Here is a 14,834-nt window from a genome sequence, read left to right on the forward strand (position 1 = left end):
ATTTAGTCTGCAAAGATACTTTTTAATCAAACAAAAAAATCCGTTTTAAGGATATTCCCTAAAACGGATTTTATTTTATTCTTTACTCTTAATCAAATAAGCTTTCTTTTTTAAAATGTTTGGTTAGAAGATAATAAACCACTACCCTATATTTATTTCTATTGGACTTTCCGTATTTTTCAAGAACCTGATTTACTGCTTCACTTGCTTTTCCTTCATCAGTGATTCCAAGCTTTTTCATTACAAAGTTCTTTTTCACAGTTTCAATTTCAGATTCACTGGAAGAAGAAACAGTTTCAGCATCGGCATTATAAATACCTGGACCCGCAGATTTGGCAATTTTCCTGATTAAGTCTACATCCGGAGTATCTTCTCCTACTTTTGATCGAACATCTTCTATGTACTTACCTACTTTTTCATCAAGTTTACTCATAAATTATCTTTTTTGTTAAACTCCAGTAATATAATAAATCTGAAAATTAAAATTTGTTACGTAAGTTTTAAGATTTCATAAAATTGAAATATTCTAATAGCACTTCGTCATTTAATTTTCTTGGAGTAAAAATTTCCAGCAGCCTGGGTTTACCAGAATCAGAGAAAAAACTTTTGATAGAATGCTGAATTTCATCTTCTGAATTCGCTTTGAAATATTCAAAATTATAAAGATCGCATATAGGTTTAGCATTGAGATCGTGTACGGTCTCAAAATAAGTATCAAAATTCTCTGAATTCTTATTTCCCGGAAGAATTCTAAAAATTCCTCCGCCTTTATTATTCAGCACTATAATCCTGAAATTTGAAGGAATGTAATTATTCCATAAGGCATTGCTGTCATAGAAAAAACTAAGGTCCCCGGTGATAATCGTTACCGGTTCACTAGCATTTACCGCGGCGCCAACCGCAGTGGAAATACTTCCATCAATACCACTGGTCCCCCGGTTACAATACATTTTTAAACTTTTATCCCATTCAAAAAGTTGTGAATATCGAATACTGGAACTATTTCCAAAATGTAAAATTGAATTTTTCGGAATCAGTGGATAGATTTTCTGCATGGCCTTAAGATCTGAATATGGGATTTCAGCCATGTAATCCTCATGCCTTCGCTGTCTTTTCTCTTTAATATTTTTCCAGAAAGCTCCGTAATCACTATTTGTTGTATGGATCAACGCTAAGAATTCAGAGAAAAATGAATTAACATCGGTTTCAAAATGTTTATTCAAACAAAAGAAGGTATTATACGCTTTTTTTGAATCTATATGCCAGTGATGTTTAGGACTATAATTTCTTAGGAAAGATTTGATCTTTTTTGAAACGATCATTCCGCCGAAAGTGAGCAGGATCTCCGGTTGAAGTTTCTGAAATAATTCTTCCTTGTTTTCATCTTTCTCAATTGGGCCAATCAAGGTGTCTATTCTTGTAAAAAACTGATCATGATGAAGATTAGAAGTAGTTTCAGTTAGAACAATTACGCTGGGATCTTCTGCCAGTTGATCCAGGAATTTTTGTTCCACCGCATTGGGTTGAGCGACGCCTACAATTACCATTATTCGTTCGGCTCTATTCCATTCATCAGCATAATTCTGAAGCTGCTTTTCTGAATAGTGTCTTTCTTTTATTTCCGGGAATATCTGAAGCGGATTAACTTCTATATTTTCTACAGTATCATAAAGCGGTTCGTAAAAAGGAACATTGATATGCACAGGGCCTTTTTCCTCTATAGCTTTATTCAGTGCAAGATTAACTTCTCTTTCGTTATGCTTTTGGGCTTCAAACTGTTTTTGCTGAAGCTTAGGATCTTTGGACTCGCTATCTAATACTACTTCTGAATAAAGATTGGCTGAATAAAGGATATGATTTTCAAAAACGTTCTTTTGACGGATCGTTTGTCCATCACCAATATCAATTCGTTCCACAGGCCTATCTGCAGAGATGACTACTAAAGGGATATCGCTGTAAAATGCCTCTGCAATTGCCGGGTAATAGTTTAAAAGTGCCGATCCTGAAGTGCATACCAGTGCCACAGGTTTTTTTAATTGCTGGGCCATTCCCAACGCAAAGAATGCTGCACAGCGTTCATCTACAATACTATATGGAGTAATTTCTTCGTGATGGGTAAAACCTATGGTGAGTGGGGCATTTCTGGAGCCGGGAGAAATTACTACATGCTTAATTTCTTTAGCGACACATAATGCCACCACCGAACGGGCAACGGGAATTTTTGAATACTTCATAGATGCCCAAAATTACAATTTACAGGCAATTATGTAGATAGTTTTTGAGCTTATTTAACAAGTACAGCTTTCATTGTTTGCGCCTTATTAACCGTTTCCATCCACTCATCTGCTGCATTGGAATCTCTAGTGATACCTCCTCCAATAAATATACGTGCATTTCCGTCTTTTAATTTCATGCATCTCAAATTGACAAATAAGTTTGTTTTTTTTGAAATAGCTGCGAATTGTTGGTTTTCCTGGTTTCTTCGATTAGAATTTCTTTTATTCTCAGATTTCATATTTACCTCCCCCAGATAACCTGAGTAAAATTCCCTTGGGTAATTCTCATGCTCCAGGATAAAATCCAAAGCTTTTCTTTTAGGGAGGCCACATACGGCAGGTGTTGGATGTATAGCTTTTACTAATGCTCCTAATTCATCTGCATTTTTCAATTTTCCGGAAATATCGGTACGAATATGCAGTAAATTGCCTGCCTTTTCTGAATAAGGTTTGGAAGATTGAACACTTTCAACTCCTTTGACACGTTCCAATGAATCTAAAATATAATCGGTAACAAATTGTTGTTCTTCCACTTCCTTATTCCTCCATTCTACATCAATTTTTCCTTTATAAACCTGAGTTCCCGCCAGAGCCATTGTTTTAAAACGATCCCTTTCCACATATAAAAGTGTTTCAGGAGTAGCACCGAGCCAGTATCCGGTTTCAGGATGAAACCATAGGTATACAAATGCCTGTGAATACTTATTCAGTAAATCTTTAAAAATCCGTACCGGGTTCGGGTCATACAGCTGAACTTTTTCTGATCTTGCCAATACCACTTTTTGAAAATTCCCATTTTTAACCGCATCTATTCCCTTTTGAACAAGTTTTTCATGAATCTTTTGATCTTCTTCCATAAATTCGAAATCTACTCCGCTATTCCACGAATCTTCAGGCCTGTTATCTAGAAAAGCTTCTGCCAGGAATTCAAAATTTATAGTTTCTGATTCTTCTGAAGGGATCAAATACGAATCTTCTTCGGTATCAAAAGGTGCAAATACAAAACCGCTTAGGGAAAGATCATTATTTTTAAACGTAGCATTATGTTGCTGCAGTAATGCCTTAACCAGGGTTGCACCTGGCTTTTTATAAACTACAAAAGGCTTCCCAGCCGTTATTTGGTCGTTCAGTTTTTGAAAAAAATCAGTAGACGCTGCCATTTTTAATTCTTTGGAAGTGCTATGGTGGTAAGTTTTACTATAGAAATAAGGTTAGCAGCCTCGTCAGTAATTCTTATTTCAAAAAGCTGAGTGGTTCTTCCTTTATGTATAAAAGTTGCTTTAGCGAAGACCCAGCCCTCCTTGATACTTTTTAAATGATTTGCTGAAATTTCAATTCCCCGCACAAAAAATTCTTCTGTATTTAGAAAAACATAACTGGCCATACTTCCCACACTTTCGGCAAGAGCCACACTGGCTCCTCCATGTAAAACTCCATCTGGCTGATGAACCCTGGAATTAACAGGCATTTTCGCTATAAGATAATCTTCACTTATTTCAGTGAATTCGATTTCAAGGGTTTCCATCAAGGTATTTTTACATACTTTTTTTGAAAGCTCCAGCAATTCTTCTTTCCTCATCATTTAAAAGATTGGTTACTTTGTAAAAGTACAAAACAGCAAAGAACCATGAGCAAAGAGAAAAAGCTTTCTTATACCATTTCTAATACCTATTCTACTTTAAATGAAAGAACGGAAAAAACTAAAAATATCTGGCTGGTATTCCACGGGATTGGCTATTTAAGCAGGTATTTTCTAAAATATTTCAAACATCTCGATCCCGAAGAAAATTATATCATTGCCCCCCAGGCTCAATCGAAATATTACCTGAACGGAGAATATCGTCATGTAGGCGCATCCTGGCTTACCAGGGAAAATACCGAATTAGAAATTGAGAATATGCTGAATTATCTTGACGCGGTGTATAAAGCTGAAAACTTAGCTGAAGTAGATAATTTGAATATCCTGGGATATTCCCAGGGAGTATCAGTGGCAACCAGGTTCATCGCTCGCAGTAAAATTCAGTCTAAGAACCTTATTATGCTCTCCGGAAAAGTTCCGCAGGAACTTACCTCTAAAGATTTCAACTTTCTTGATAAAACAGAATTCACTTTTATATATGGAAACGATGATAAATATTTAGAGGAAGGCATTATAAAAGTTGAGGAAAAAAGACTAAAAGAATTATTTCCACAGAATTTAAAGATCATCAGTTTTAAGGGAGGTCACGAAGTAAATACTGAATTGATCTCAAAATTTGCTTAATTTGGTATTCTCTCATTGCGATCCGTCAAGGACGGAGAAGTAACCTCCTCTTGAGATTACTTCGCTCCGCTCGTAATGACGATTTAAAGATATGATGAAACAAACTGCCTCCGAAAAAACCTCAATTTTCAAAACCCTCGGTCCCGGATTTTTATTAGCGGGCGCGGCCATTGGGGTTTCACATTTGGTACAGGCTACCCGTGCCGGAGCCGACTATGGTTTTTTATTATTATGGGTATTGATTCTGGCTTGCGTAACGAAATATCCTTTTCTGGAGTTCGGCCCTCGTTATGCAGCAGGAACAGGTAACCACTTAATTCACGGGTATAAAAAACTTGGGAAATTTCCCTATTGGACCTTTATTATAATTACCGTAGGGAGTATGTTTATTATTCAGGCTGCGGTTACCATTGTTACCGCTGGCCTTGCGGAAAAACTTTTTGGAATGGGTTGGAGCACTTTTACCTGGAGCTTCATAATTATTGGAGTTTGCATTGTGCTCCTGTTAATTGGAAAATATCCTGCTTTGGACAAGAGCATGAAAGCTATTGTAAGCTTACTTGGAATTGCAACTTTAACTGCAGTAATTCTGGCCTTTGGGAATGGCAGACTGGAAAATGCACTTGCGAACGAAGCACCTGAAGTATGGAATAAGGTAGGAGTCGCTTTTGTAATATCATTTATGGGCTGGATGCCTATTCCCTTAGACGCTTCAGTATGGCATTCTATATGGACCAAGGAAAAAGCGGAAACTAATAAAAGTACAACCAGCTTAAAAGAAGCATTTACAGATTTTAATGTAGGCTATTTCGCTGCAGCCATCATAGGACTCCTTTTTTTCTTAATGGGAGCTTTAATCATGTTTGGTAGCGGTATCAATTTTTCAGGAAACGGGGTAGAATTCTCCGGACAGTTAATAGAACTTTACGGAACAAGCCTGGGAGATTGGAGCAAACCCCTTATAGGTATTGCTGCTTTTATAGCCATGCTCTCTACCACCCTGGCAGTAACCGATGCTTTTCCCAGGGTTATTTCAGAAGTTTTTGCTGAAGAAAAACCTGAATGGAAAAAAGATCAGAAATGGAAAAGTTATAAACTTAATGTTTTCATTATTCCGGTTCTTTCTCTTTTAATTCTATACTTTTTTACAGCTTCTTTTACAGTACTAATCGATTTTGCAACAGCCCTATCTTTCTTATCAGCTCCCTTTCTGGCATGGTTCAATTATAAACTGGTCACGGGAAGTCAAATGGCCAAAAAAGATAGACCGGGACGTAATTATAGAATCTACAGTCTGGTGTCTTTTGTGATTTTAATTCTTTTTAACCTGGTTTATCTTTACACTATGGTCCTTTAAATTGGCAGAAAAATTCCGGTTCACTAAAAATGAACCTTAACCCGATCTTAGAGTTAAGGTTCAATCCTAATATAAATCGATCCTTTAAATACTTTTCTATACCTGCAGAAGGAATTAAAAGAATTTTCCCTGTGGTTTTCAGGGAGAATTAAATTAAATACAGAGGTCTTCACCAAATTCAATAATCTCCTGATCTAAAATAATGATCTCTGCTGACGGAGTAATCTTTAAACGAAATCTTTCAATTTGTAAAGGTGCACAAAAACTCACTATTTTACTGACTATCAACTCGTAGCCATTACAAATATCCCTGATCGCTCCATTTTCTACATCATTCCTGTTCCAATAATAGTCATTAGCCATGGCCAGTAATAACGCATCTCCTTTAGAGTCTATAGTCCCCAGAAATTCCAGTAATTTCTCATCTGTAGTAATAAGCTGATTTACACCATCTGTTTGCTCCCTAATAAAGGTATAACATCCTGCGGGCAAACAGCTTATAACAAAACCATCTTCGGCAATAAGAGCATTAAATTCGCTCATACATTCTTCTGTATTTTCCGCATCCACACATAATGCTCCTTCAGAAAAAGTATATATAATTTCATCTAAATAAGTTACGATTTCGAAAAAGTCCACTGGTTCTTCCGGGATAATACTTTCATAAAAGGATGATTCGGGAATAGCTTCAAATTCGCCACAATCTGAATTGTCTTCTTCACAGTTAAAAAATGCATGAAAATATTCAGAAGTTTCTCCATCCTCATTCAGCATACCTTTAATATCATTCCAGCTCCAGGTACCGCTAACTTTTTGACCATTAGCACTTCCGTAGTTATCCGGCCAATCTAATAACCTGGCTTCATAATATAAGTAAGGAACATCATCTGCTTCATCATTTTGAGGTGCAGGAATTGGCAAACAAAGTGGATCTGCGTAAAACTCATCCTTTACACCGGTTACGGAAACTTCATCCTTATAGAGAGATGTACCGTTAGGAGATACTCCGTAATAGATATCAAGACTGTACTTAGCTGTATAATGTCTCCCCGCATCTGAGCAATAATTAGCAAAGAAACATACTTCATAAATGATTTCAGGTATGATATCGAAGAATTGATATCCATATAAATTAACCTGTCTCTCGTCAAAACATAGAACCTCAACATTGATATATGTTTTAGATCCTGCGATCAAGTCCCAGGTAATAGGTAAAGGATTTTCTGCAAATATTGCATAATCACTACCACTCTTAGGAGCTGCCCAAATCACTTCCCCAGGCGCACCATTTAAATCGGTCAGGATTAAAAATTCATTTAAAGTTACCGAAACCGTAGTTGCCCCCTCTGGAATTGGAATTCCCAGGCTTTCATCATACGCTGTAAATAATCCTTTTTCGTCCACTAAAATTTCCGCTATTACATCAACTGGAACATCAGCGTTTCCATAAGTTAAAGAGATTTGAGCAAATCCGGCACCTTCAGCGCTGCATTCAGGTATGCCATCTATCGACTGCCTTGTTTGCTGGTTGATAAATTCGTTGAGTACCGGCCCTAAATGGATCACAGCTACATTCTCACCGGTCTGAATATCAGGATTTAACTCTCCATAATTACTGCAGGATAAAAGCAGAAAAACCAAAAGAGCCATTAGAGATTGTTGAATTCTAAGTTTTTTCATTATTATTATTATTATTATTGGTGGTTAATAACACGACATTTCAAATTCATTCTCTACAATGCTGCATCAATAGATTTTGCTGAATAGAAAAATTAGTAGGGATGAAAAGGCCAACCTTAAGGTGATCACTGAATTACTTATAAAACTAGAGAAAAGCTTCTGAATAAATAATAGGGGATTTCCATTAAATAAAGTCTGTTTTCTGTAGTCTGAGTAATTTTTTTTAGTGCCTTTTGAAGTGTCATTTCGCGCGAAGGGGAAATCTAACCATGCTTAATCATGGATTTCTGAATCGAAAAACTCCTTCGCATTGGCTCCAACACACGTCACCCTGAACTTGTTTCAGTATCTAATTTGAAGCCTGAAACAAGTCCAGCTTGACGCTAATCTCAAAATGTTAATCCATAAAAAAGCCCCGCATTTCTGCAGGGCTTTCTGAATATATTGTGATTCAAAGATTATTTCACTTCTTCAAAATCTACGTCTTCCACATCATCTCCGCTCTTGGCGTCTCCACCTTCACCACCGGTTGCACCCTGTTGTGGTCCACCTGGCTGTCCGTTTGTACCTCCCTGAGCTTCTGCCTGAGCTTTATACATCTCTTCTGAAGCTGTTTTCCATGCTTCATTGATCTTATCTAAAGCTGGAGTGATTTGATCAAGCTCTTTAGTCTCATAAGCTTTCTTCAATTCTTCCAAAGCATCTTCGATTGGCTTCTTCTTATCATCAGATAATTTATCCCCAAATTCTTTCAACTGCTTTTCAGTCTGGAAGATCATTGCGTCAGCTTCATTCAGCTTATCAACTTTCTCTTTCGCCTGCTTATCAGCATCTGCATTTGCTTCAGCCTCTTTCTTCATTTTCTCGATTTCCTCTTCGGTTAATCCTGAAGAAGCTTCGATACGAATATCCTGAGACTTACCAGTTGCTTTATCTGTAGCGCTTACTTTAATGATACCGTTGGCATCAATATCGAAAGTCACCTCAATTTGAGGAGTTCCTCTTGGCGCTGGTGGAATTCCGTCTAAGTGGAATCTACCAATTGTCTTGTTATCTGCCGCCATTGGACGCTCTCCCTGAAGTACGTGGATCTCAACTGAAGGCTGATTATCTGCCGCCGTAGAGAAAGTCTGTGACTTCTTAGTTGGGATCGTCGTGTTCGCTTCGATCAATTTAGTGTTTACTCCTCCCATAGTTTCAATACCTAGAGAAAGTGGAGTTACATCAAGAAGCAATACATCTTTCACATCTCCTGTAAGTACACCACCCTGGATCGCAGCTCCAATTGCCACAACCTCATCCGGGTTTACACCTTTAGAAGGTTTCTTACCAAAGAATGCTTCAACTTCTTCCTGAATTTTAGGAATACGGGTTGATCCACCCACAAGAATTACCTCGTCGATATCACTCTTAGAAAGACCTGCATCGCTAAGTGCCTTTTTCACCGGCTCCATAGATCTCGTTACTAAATCTGAAGCTAATTGCTCAAACTTAGATCTTGTGATCGTTTCAACAAGGTGTTTTGGCCCACTGGAAGTAGCAGTTACATAAGGAAGGTTGATCTCCGTTTGAGAAGAAGAAGATAACTCGATCTTCGCTTTCTCAGCAGCTTCCTTCAAACGCTGAAGTGCCATAGGATCTTTTCTAAGATCGATATCTTCAGCTTTTTGAAAGTTATCTGCAAGGTAATCTATCAATACTTCATCAAAGTCGTCACCACCAAGGTGAGTATCACCATTAGTAGATAGTACTTCAAATACACCATCACCTAATTCAAGAATAGAAATATCGAAGGTACCACCACCAAGGTCATACACCGCGATCTTCTGATCCTGAGATTTTTTATCCAATCCGTATGCAAGTGCTGCCGCGGTTGGTTCGTTAATAATTCTTCTTACTTTAAGACCTGCGATCTCACCAGCTTCTTTTGTTGCGTGACGCTGAGAGTCATTAAAATACGCAGGAACGGTAATTACCGCTTCGGTTACATCCTGTCCAAGATAATCTTCCGCAGTTTTCTTCATTTTCTGAAGTACCATTGCAGAAAGTTCCTGTGGAGTATAAAGACGACCGTCTATTTCTACACGCGGAGTATCATTATCTCCTTTTTTTACTGTATAAGGTACTCTTCCAGCTTCTTTCGAAGACTCAGAATATTTGTTCCCCATAAATCTCTTTATGGAAGAAATGGTTTTAGTTGGGTTTGTTACAGCCTGACGTTTCGCAGGATCACCCACTTTTATTTCTCCACCTTCCACGAATGCAATCACAGATGGTGTAGTTCTTTTTCCTTCAGCATTAGGTATCACCGTTGGTTCGCTACCTTCCATTACGGCAACGCAGGAGTTAGTGGTACCCAAGTCAATTCCAATTACTTTACTCATAACTATATAACTTGTTTTTTACGTTAGTTTTTCAATTTTACATTCACTAGAAGTCAATCATTATGCCAGCGCAAATCTTCTGACAGGTTGTCACTTTTTCTAAATTCTTTCTCATGAGCTTGTTTTAATCGCTTACTATAACAATATAATTTTAGCAATTTTTCATGGGCAGCATTAACAATTCACTATTTTTGTCATCAAATTTGTACTCTGAATGCGAAAAATAGAATGCATAAGTGTTTTTGACATGCTGAAGGTTGGTGTGGGTCCATCAAGTTCACATACTTTAGGTCCCTGGAGAGCAGCACAACGATGGATAGATGAATTGAAGAAAAAAGATCGTTTTGAAGAAGTGGAGAAGATACATGTAGACCTTTACGGGTCCTTAAGCCTTACCGGAAAAGGTCATGCTACAGATATTGCCACGCTTCTTGGCCTATTAGGTCATGATCCCGTGACCATGGATATTTCTATTATTGAATCTGAAATTGATAGAATAAAAACAACCGGCAAACTATTACTGAATGGTGTACGGGATATAAATTTCAGTTTTGCTGACGATATAAAATTCAACAGAAAATTCCTTGAGTACCATCCCAATGGAATGATCTTTAGAACATCACTTAAAAATGGCAAAACAACCTCTTCCTCTTTTTATTCCATTGGAGGCGGATTCGTAGTGAAAAAAGAGCGAAAGAATGCGAGCAGGAAAATGAAGAATTTCGAGGAATTTCCTTTTCCTGTAGAAAAAGCAACCGAACTTCTGCAATATTGCAAAGCTGAAAATAAACCTATTTCAGAAATTGTTCTGGAGAACGAACGTTCTCTTAGAACCGATGAAGAAATTGATGCCAATTTTAAGCAGATCTGGGATACCATGTTGGAATCCATGTATATTGGCTGTCATACGGAAGGAACACTTCCCGGCGGACTCAATGTTAAGCGACGTGCCTTTGAAATGCACCAGCGTTTGATTGGTGAAACGGCTTATACCAATGTTGAAGACTGGATCCCAGCCATAAGACAAACAGAAGTGAAATTTCGCCAGATCCTGAAATGGGTAAGCTGCTTTGCACTAAGTGTGAACGAGGTGAACGCCTCTCTGGGTAGAGTGGTTACTGCTCCTACTAATGGAAGTGCAGGAACGGTTCCCGCGGTGATGATGTATTATATGTGCATCGAAAATCACAAGGCGACCTTCGAGGATATGAAGCGTTTTATGCTCGTAGCCGGGGAAATTGGGAGTCTTTTTAAGAAAGGTGCTACGATTTCGGCAGCAATGGGTGGTTGCCAGGCAGAAATTGGGGTATCTTCTGCAATGGCTGCCGGAGGCTTAACAGAATTACTTGGTGGAACCCCGGAACAGGTGCTAATGGCCAGTGAAATTGCCATGGAACATCATTTAGGACTAACCTGTGACCCTATTGCGGGGCTGGTCCAGGTTCCTTGCATTGAGCGAAATGCCATGGGTGCGATAAAAGCTATCAATGCTGCAGAAATTGCCCTGGAAAGCGATGCTACAAAAGCGAAAGTTCCGTTAGATAAAGTAATTGAAACCATGTGGGATACCGCGAAAGATATGAATAAGAAGTATAAGGAAACTTCAGAAGGTGGCCTTGCCGTGAAGGTAAGCTTAAGTGATTGCTAATCCCGAATTCAAATTTGAACATCTTAAGAGATAACGATCTTCAGGAAAAACTAAAGAATCTATTCCGAAACTTTGGTCTAATGATCCTGTGTCATTTTCTGTTTTTTATTTTCTTACAACTTATAAATACGTTCATTTTTGATCTCGATCTTCAAAAATATGAGCAAATAGAAATTCTCGAAATTTTAGGTGAAAGTCCTTTGAAATTCATATTTCTGGCAGCGATCGCGGCTCCCATCATTGAAGAGAGTATTTTCAGAAGTTTTTAAAACCAAACACTTCCAGTATAAAGATCTTTTCTTGTTCAATTTTATACCTTATCGGTATAATTCTTATACCTGAAGAAGCTCATTGGACTTTAAAGTATCTATTGCTATTTGGAGTTATTTATCTGGTATATTATGCGCTGGGAGAGCTTATTCCCCATATATATTATAGACATCTGTGCTACTGGTTACATAAATATTATCTACTTACATGGATACTGGGTTCAGTTATTTTTGGCCTCGTTCACATATTTAATTATGTAGACAGCTTTCAATTAAACCTGATATTATTTATCATGATCTTTCCCAGAATCATCGCAGGCTTTTTCTTCGGAAAAATAAAACTGGAAAATAAAGGAATGATCTGGCCAATCCTGATGCATAGTATGAATAATTCCCTGGTAATCCTTATTGTACTACCTTTTAGTCTATCCCATTTAACATAATCTTAATTCAATTTAGCTCATCATTTCGTAACTTCTGCTACCAAAAAAAATTTTATGAAAGCAGCAGTTATTGAAAAAGCAGGAGGAGACTTTATTATTAAAGATGTTGATAAACCAAGCCCTTCTGAAAATGAAATATTAATTAAGGTGGAAGCCTGCGGAATTTGTCATAGTGACAATTTTGTAAAAGAAGGTGGATTTCCAGGTCTGGAATATCCCAGAATACCTGGACACGAAGTTGTGGGTGTAGTGGAAGAAGTCGGAAAAAATGTTTCTAATTGGGAAAAAGGCCAAAGAGTTGGAGTTGGCTGGCATGGAGGTCATTGTTTCGAGTGTGAACCCTGCCGCCGTGGAGATTTTATCAATTGTGAAAATGGAAAAGTAAGCGGGATACATTATAATGGTGGTTATGCTGAATATATGACCGCTCCAAAAGAAGCAATCGCAAATATTCCTGAAGCATTATCTTCAGCTGATGCGGCTCCCTTACTTTGCGCCGGGATTACCGTTTTTAATGCTTTAAGAAATTCAGGAATTAGAGCCGGGGATTTGGTAGCCGTCCAGGGAATTGGCGGATTGGGGCATTTAGCCATTCAGTATGCCAATAAAATGGGTATGAAAACCGTGGCGGTTTCTCACAGCGATGATAAAAAAGAGCTTGCTAAAAAACTCGGTGCTCATCATTTTATAAATACCGGAAATGAAAATGGAGCTGAAGAATTACAGAAATTGGGAGGAGCCAGACTAATTTTGGCCACTGCTCCACATAGCGACGCGATCACCTCTATCGTTGACGGACTTGGGATCGATGGGAAATTATTGATGGTAGCAGCTACCGGCGAGCCTATTGAAGTTTCTCCTATGCAATTATTAATGGGGAGAAAATCTGCCGCAGGTTGGCCAAGTGGTACGGCTATAGATTCTGAAGACACCCTTAATTTTAGCGCTATGACCGGTACCAAACCTATGATTGAAGAATTTCCACTTGAGAAAGCAAATGAGGCTTTTAAGAAAATGATGAATAACGAGGCAAGATTCAGAGTGGTTCTAAAACCATAAAGTTTGGAATACTAACCTATGGAACCGGAAGATCAAACTGTTGATTTTCCGGTTTTTTTATTCCTATATTTGGGCCTTATTTTAAAAAAAATGTTGTTGAATTTTAAGTCATATATCCTTCTGTTTTTATTTCTTTCCCTTTTAAATTCCTGCAAGGAGAATAAAGATACATCACCAATTCAGGTCATTGAACAAAAACCTGAAGCTGAACAGGTAGATTACCATGAAAATTACCTCAGAGAGATTTCTTATATAAAAACCCGTGAAGATTCAACATCTAATAGAGGGATGATAAAACTGAATGGCGGCAGCTATATGATGGGCGGAAATAGCAATCAGGCAAGACCGGATGAATATCCCAGACATAAAGAAATTATCAAACCCATTTGGGTAGATGAAACGGAAGTTACCAATGCTCAATTCAGGAGGTTTGTAGAAGAAACTGGGTATGTGACTACTGCTGAACGTTCTTTTGAGATCAAAGGAAAGAAATATGAACCAGGTGCCCTGGTATTTGATCCCTATAACCCCGAGTGGTGGTGGAAATTTGAAAAACAAGCCAACTGGAAGCATCCCGAAGGTCCGGAAAGCAATATCGAAGGAAAAGATGATCAGCCTGTTGTTCAGGTTTCCTGGTATGATGCTATGGCCTATGCTAAATGGGCCGGAAAAAGATTACCTACAGAAGCAGAATATGAATATTTTAATCGGGCCGGAAACGACACTTTGATCTATCATTGGGGAAATGATTTCGAAAAAGCTCCTAAGATGGTCAATTTCTATCAGGGGAATTTTCCAAGACAAAATTTGTTGGCCGATAAATTCAAAAAGAGGGCACCGGTAAAAAGCTTCCCTGCTAATCTATACGGTTTATATGAAACCTCAGGAAACGTTTGGGAATGGTGCCTAGACACCTATCACCCTGATGCTTATTCTAAAACTGAAGATAAAATTGATGGATATTTTCAGGATTTCGTAAATATGCGGCAGCAAAAAGTGATTCGTGGTGGATCTTTTTTGTGCAGTGAGAGCTATTGCACCGGGTATAGAAATGCAGCGCGAATGAGTTCTGCGCCAGATACAGGTCTTGAACATACCGGGTTTAGGTGCGTAAAGGATATTTAATCACAATTAAACAAAATCCTGGAACCGATATTTCTCAAAGCAATCTGTACCTGTAATCTAAGCTTAAAGGATCTGAATTTTTAATAGTTGAATGCTTTGTATTTTTTTGAGCTAACAATGATCTTTCTATTAAATTGAATATCCATAGTGAGTTCATAAAATTGGGGTGCTGAAAGATAAATTTAGATAAAGGTTCGTCAGCCTGGATTTTTTTGATTTGTTTTTATATCGATTGAAAAAAAGAACAAGAATAAATTATTTACAATTTTCCTTTCTTGCCATGTTCAAGTGATAAATGCAACTGGCCAAGTTGATTTTAATTTTTCTATT

General features: G+C 37.9%; 13 protein-coding genes. 7 read left to right on the top strand and 6 right to left on the bottom strand.

Annotated features, from left to right (window positions below):
* Window positions 1–88: 88 nt before the first annotated feature.
* From Q1K34_RS17185 to Q1K34_RS17200, 4 genes are all read right to left on the bottom strand, one after another.
* Window positions 89–433, bottom strand: a complete 345-nt coding sequence (locus Q1K34_RS17185; protein WP_300441741.1) for a DUF2853 family protein — start codon at window positions 431–433, stop codon at window positions 89–91.
* A 67-nt stretch (window positions 434–500) separates the two neighbouring features.
* Entirely contained in the window at window positions 501–2,234 is a 1,734-nt protein-coding gene (gene menD, locus Q1K34_RS17190) for a 2-succinyl-5-enolpyruvyl-6-hydroxy-3-cyclohexene-1-carboxylic-acid synthase (protein ID WP_300441744.1), read from the bottom strand.
* A gap of 50 nt (window positions 2,235–2,284) precedes the next feature.
* Window positions 2,285–3,436: a chorismate-binding protein gene (locus Q1K34_RS17195; RefSeq protein ID WP_300441746.1), complete on the bottom strand. Its 1,152-nt coding sequence runs from the start codon at window positions 3,434–3,436 to the stop codon at window positions 2,285–2,287.
* A 2-nt stretch (window positions 3,437–3,438) separates the two neighbouring features.
* Window positions 3,439–3,855 (bottom strand): hotdog fold thioesterase, encoded by a 417-nt coding sequence (locus tag Q1K34_RS17200; RefSeq protein WP_300441770.1) that lies wholly within the window; start codon window positions 3,853–3,855, stop codon window positions 3,439–3,441.
* 48 nt (window positions 3,856–3,903) lie between these two features.
* Here Q1K34_RS17200 and Q1K34_RS17205 point away from each other — a divergent pair, with 48 nt between their 5' ends.
* Complete coding sequence (locus Q1K34_RS17205) at window positions 3,904–4,539, top strand: esterase (protein ID WP_300441749.1); 636 nt, start codon at window positions 3,904–3,906, stop codon at window positions 4,537–4,539.
* A 91-nt stretch (window positions 4,540–4,630) separates the two neighbouring features.
* Window positions 4,631–5,896 (top strand): Nramp family divalent metal transporter, encoded by a 1,266-nt coding sequence (locus Q1K34_RS17210; protein ID WP_300441751.1) that lies wholly within the window; start codon window positions 4,631–4,633, stop codon window positions 5,894–5,896.
* 153 nt (window positions 5,897–6,049) lie between these two features.
* On the opposite strand, the gene Q1K34_RS17215 is transcribed toward Q1K34_RS17210, so the two are convergent.
* Together Q1K34_RS17215 and dnaK are read right to left on the bottom strand one after the other, a co-directional pair.
* Window positions 6,050–7,576 (bottom strand): hypothetical protein, encoded by a 1,527-nt coding sequence (locus tag Q1K34_RS17215; protein WP_300441754.1) that lies wholly within the window; start codon window positions 7,574–7,576, stop codon window positions 6,050–6,052.
* A gap of 458 nt (window positions 7,577–8,034) precedes the next feature.
* On the bottom strand, window positions 8,035–9,960 hold the full coding sequence (gene dnaK, locus Q1K34_RS17220) for a molecular chaperone DnaK (protein ID WP_300441756.1): 1,926 nt from the start codon (window positions 9,958–9,960) through the stop codon (window positions 8,035–8,037).
* Window positions 9,961–10,174: 214 nt separating this feature from the next.
* Between dnaK and Q1K34_RS17225 the strand changes: the two genes are divergently transcribed.
* The 5 genes from Q1K34_RS17225 (at window position 10,175) to Q1K34_RS17245 (ending at window position 14,504) form a co-directional block, all read left to right on the top strand.
* Window positions 10,175–11,608, top strand: coding sequence for an L-serine ammonia-lyase (locus tag Q1K34_RS17225; protein ID WP_300441759.1), 1,434 nt, complete (start codon window positions 10,175–10,177; stop codon window positions 11,606–11,608).
* 14 nt (window positions 11,609–11,622) lie between these two features.
* The gene (locus Q1K34_RS17230) at window positions 11,623–11,877 is read left to right on the top strand and encodes a hypothetical protein (RefSeq protein ID WP_300441762.1); all 255 of its coding nucleotides are present in this window, start codon (window positions 11,623–11,625) and stop codon (window positions 11,875–11,877) included.
* A 101-nt stretch (window positions 11,878–11,978) separates the two neighbouring features.
* Window positions 11,979–12,320, top strand: a complete 342-nt coding sequence (locus Q1K34_RS17235; protein WP_300441765.1) for a CPBP family glutamic-type intramembrane protease — start codon at window positions 11,979–11,981, stop codon at window positions 12,318–12,320.
* A gap of 54 nt (window positions 12,321–12,374) precedes the next feature.
* Window positions 12,375–13,379, top strand: a complete 1,005-nt coding sequence (locus tag Q1K34_RS17240; protein WP_300441768.1) for an alcohol dehydrogenase — start codon at window positions 12,375–12,377, stop codon at window positions 13,377–13,379.
* Between the two features lie 90 nt (window positions 13,380–13,469).
* Window positions 13,470–14,504 (top strand): formylglycine-generating enzyme family protein, encoded by a 1,035-nt coding sequence (locus tag Q1K34_RS17245; RefSeq protein ID WP_300441773.1) that lies wholly within the window; start codon window positions 13,470–13,472, stop codon window positions 14,502–14,504.
* Window positions 14,505–14,834: the final 330 nt, after the last annotated feature.

It is taken from the genome of Christiangramia sp. (genome assembly GCF_029937855.1).
In the GTDB taxonomy this organism is placed as follows: Bacteria; Bacteroidota; Bacteroidia; order Flavobacteriales; family Flavobacteriaceae; genus Christiangramia.

Bases quoted from the DNA above. Each gene is read 5' to 3' on its own strand.
- Q1K34_RS17185 (WP_300441741.1), bottom strand. From the start codon at position 433: ATGAGTAAACTTGATGAAAAAGTAGGTAAGTACATAGAAGATGTTCGA.
- menD (WP_300441744.1), bottom strand. From the start codon at position 2,234: ATGAAGTATTCAAAAATTCCCGTTGCCCGTTCGGTGGTGGCATTATGT.
- Q1K34_RS17195 (WP_300441746.1), bottom strand. From the start codon at position 3,436: ATGGCAGCGTCTACTGATTTTTTTCAAAAACTGAACGACCAAATAACG.
- Q1K34_RS17200 (WP_300441770.1), bottom strand. From the start codon at position 3,855: ATGAGGAAAGAAGAATTGCTGGAGCTTTCAAAAAAAGTATGTAAAAAT.
- Q1K34_RS17205 (WP_300441749.1), top strand. From the start codon at position 3,904: ATGAGCAAAGAGAAAAAGCTTTCTTATACCATTTCTAATACCTATTCT.
- Q1K34_RS17210 (WP_300441751.1), top strand. From the start codon at position 4,631: ATGATGAAACAAACTGCCTCCGAAAAAACCTCAATTTTCAAAACCCTC.
- Q1K34_RS17215 (WP_300441754.1), bottom strand. From the start codon at position 7,576: ATGAAAAAACTTAGAATTCAACAATCTCTAATGGCTCTTTTGGTTTTT.
- dnaK (WP_300441756.1), bottom strand. From the start codon at position 9,960: ATGAGTAAAGTAATTGGAATTGACTTGGGTACCACTAACTCCTGCGTT.
- Q1K34_RS17225 (WP_300441759.1), top strand. From the start codon at position 10,175: ATGCGAAAAATAGAATGCATAAGTGTTTTTGACATGCTGAAGGTTGGT.
- Q1K34_RS17240 (WP_300441768.1), top strand. From the start codon at position 12,375: ATGAAAGCAGCAGTTATTGAAAAAGCAGGAGGAGACTTTATTATTAAA.
- Q1K34_RS17245 (WP_300441773.1), top strand. From the start codon at position 13,470: ATGTTGTTGAATTTTAAGTCATATATCCTTCTGTTTTTATTTCTTTCC.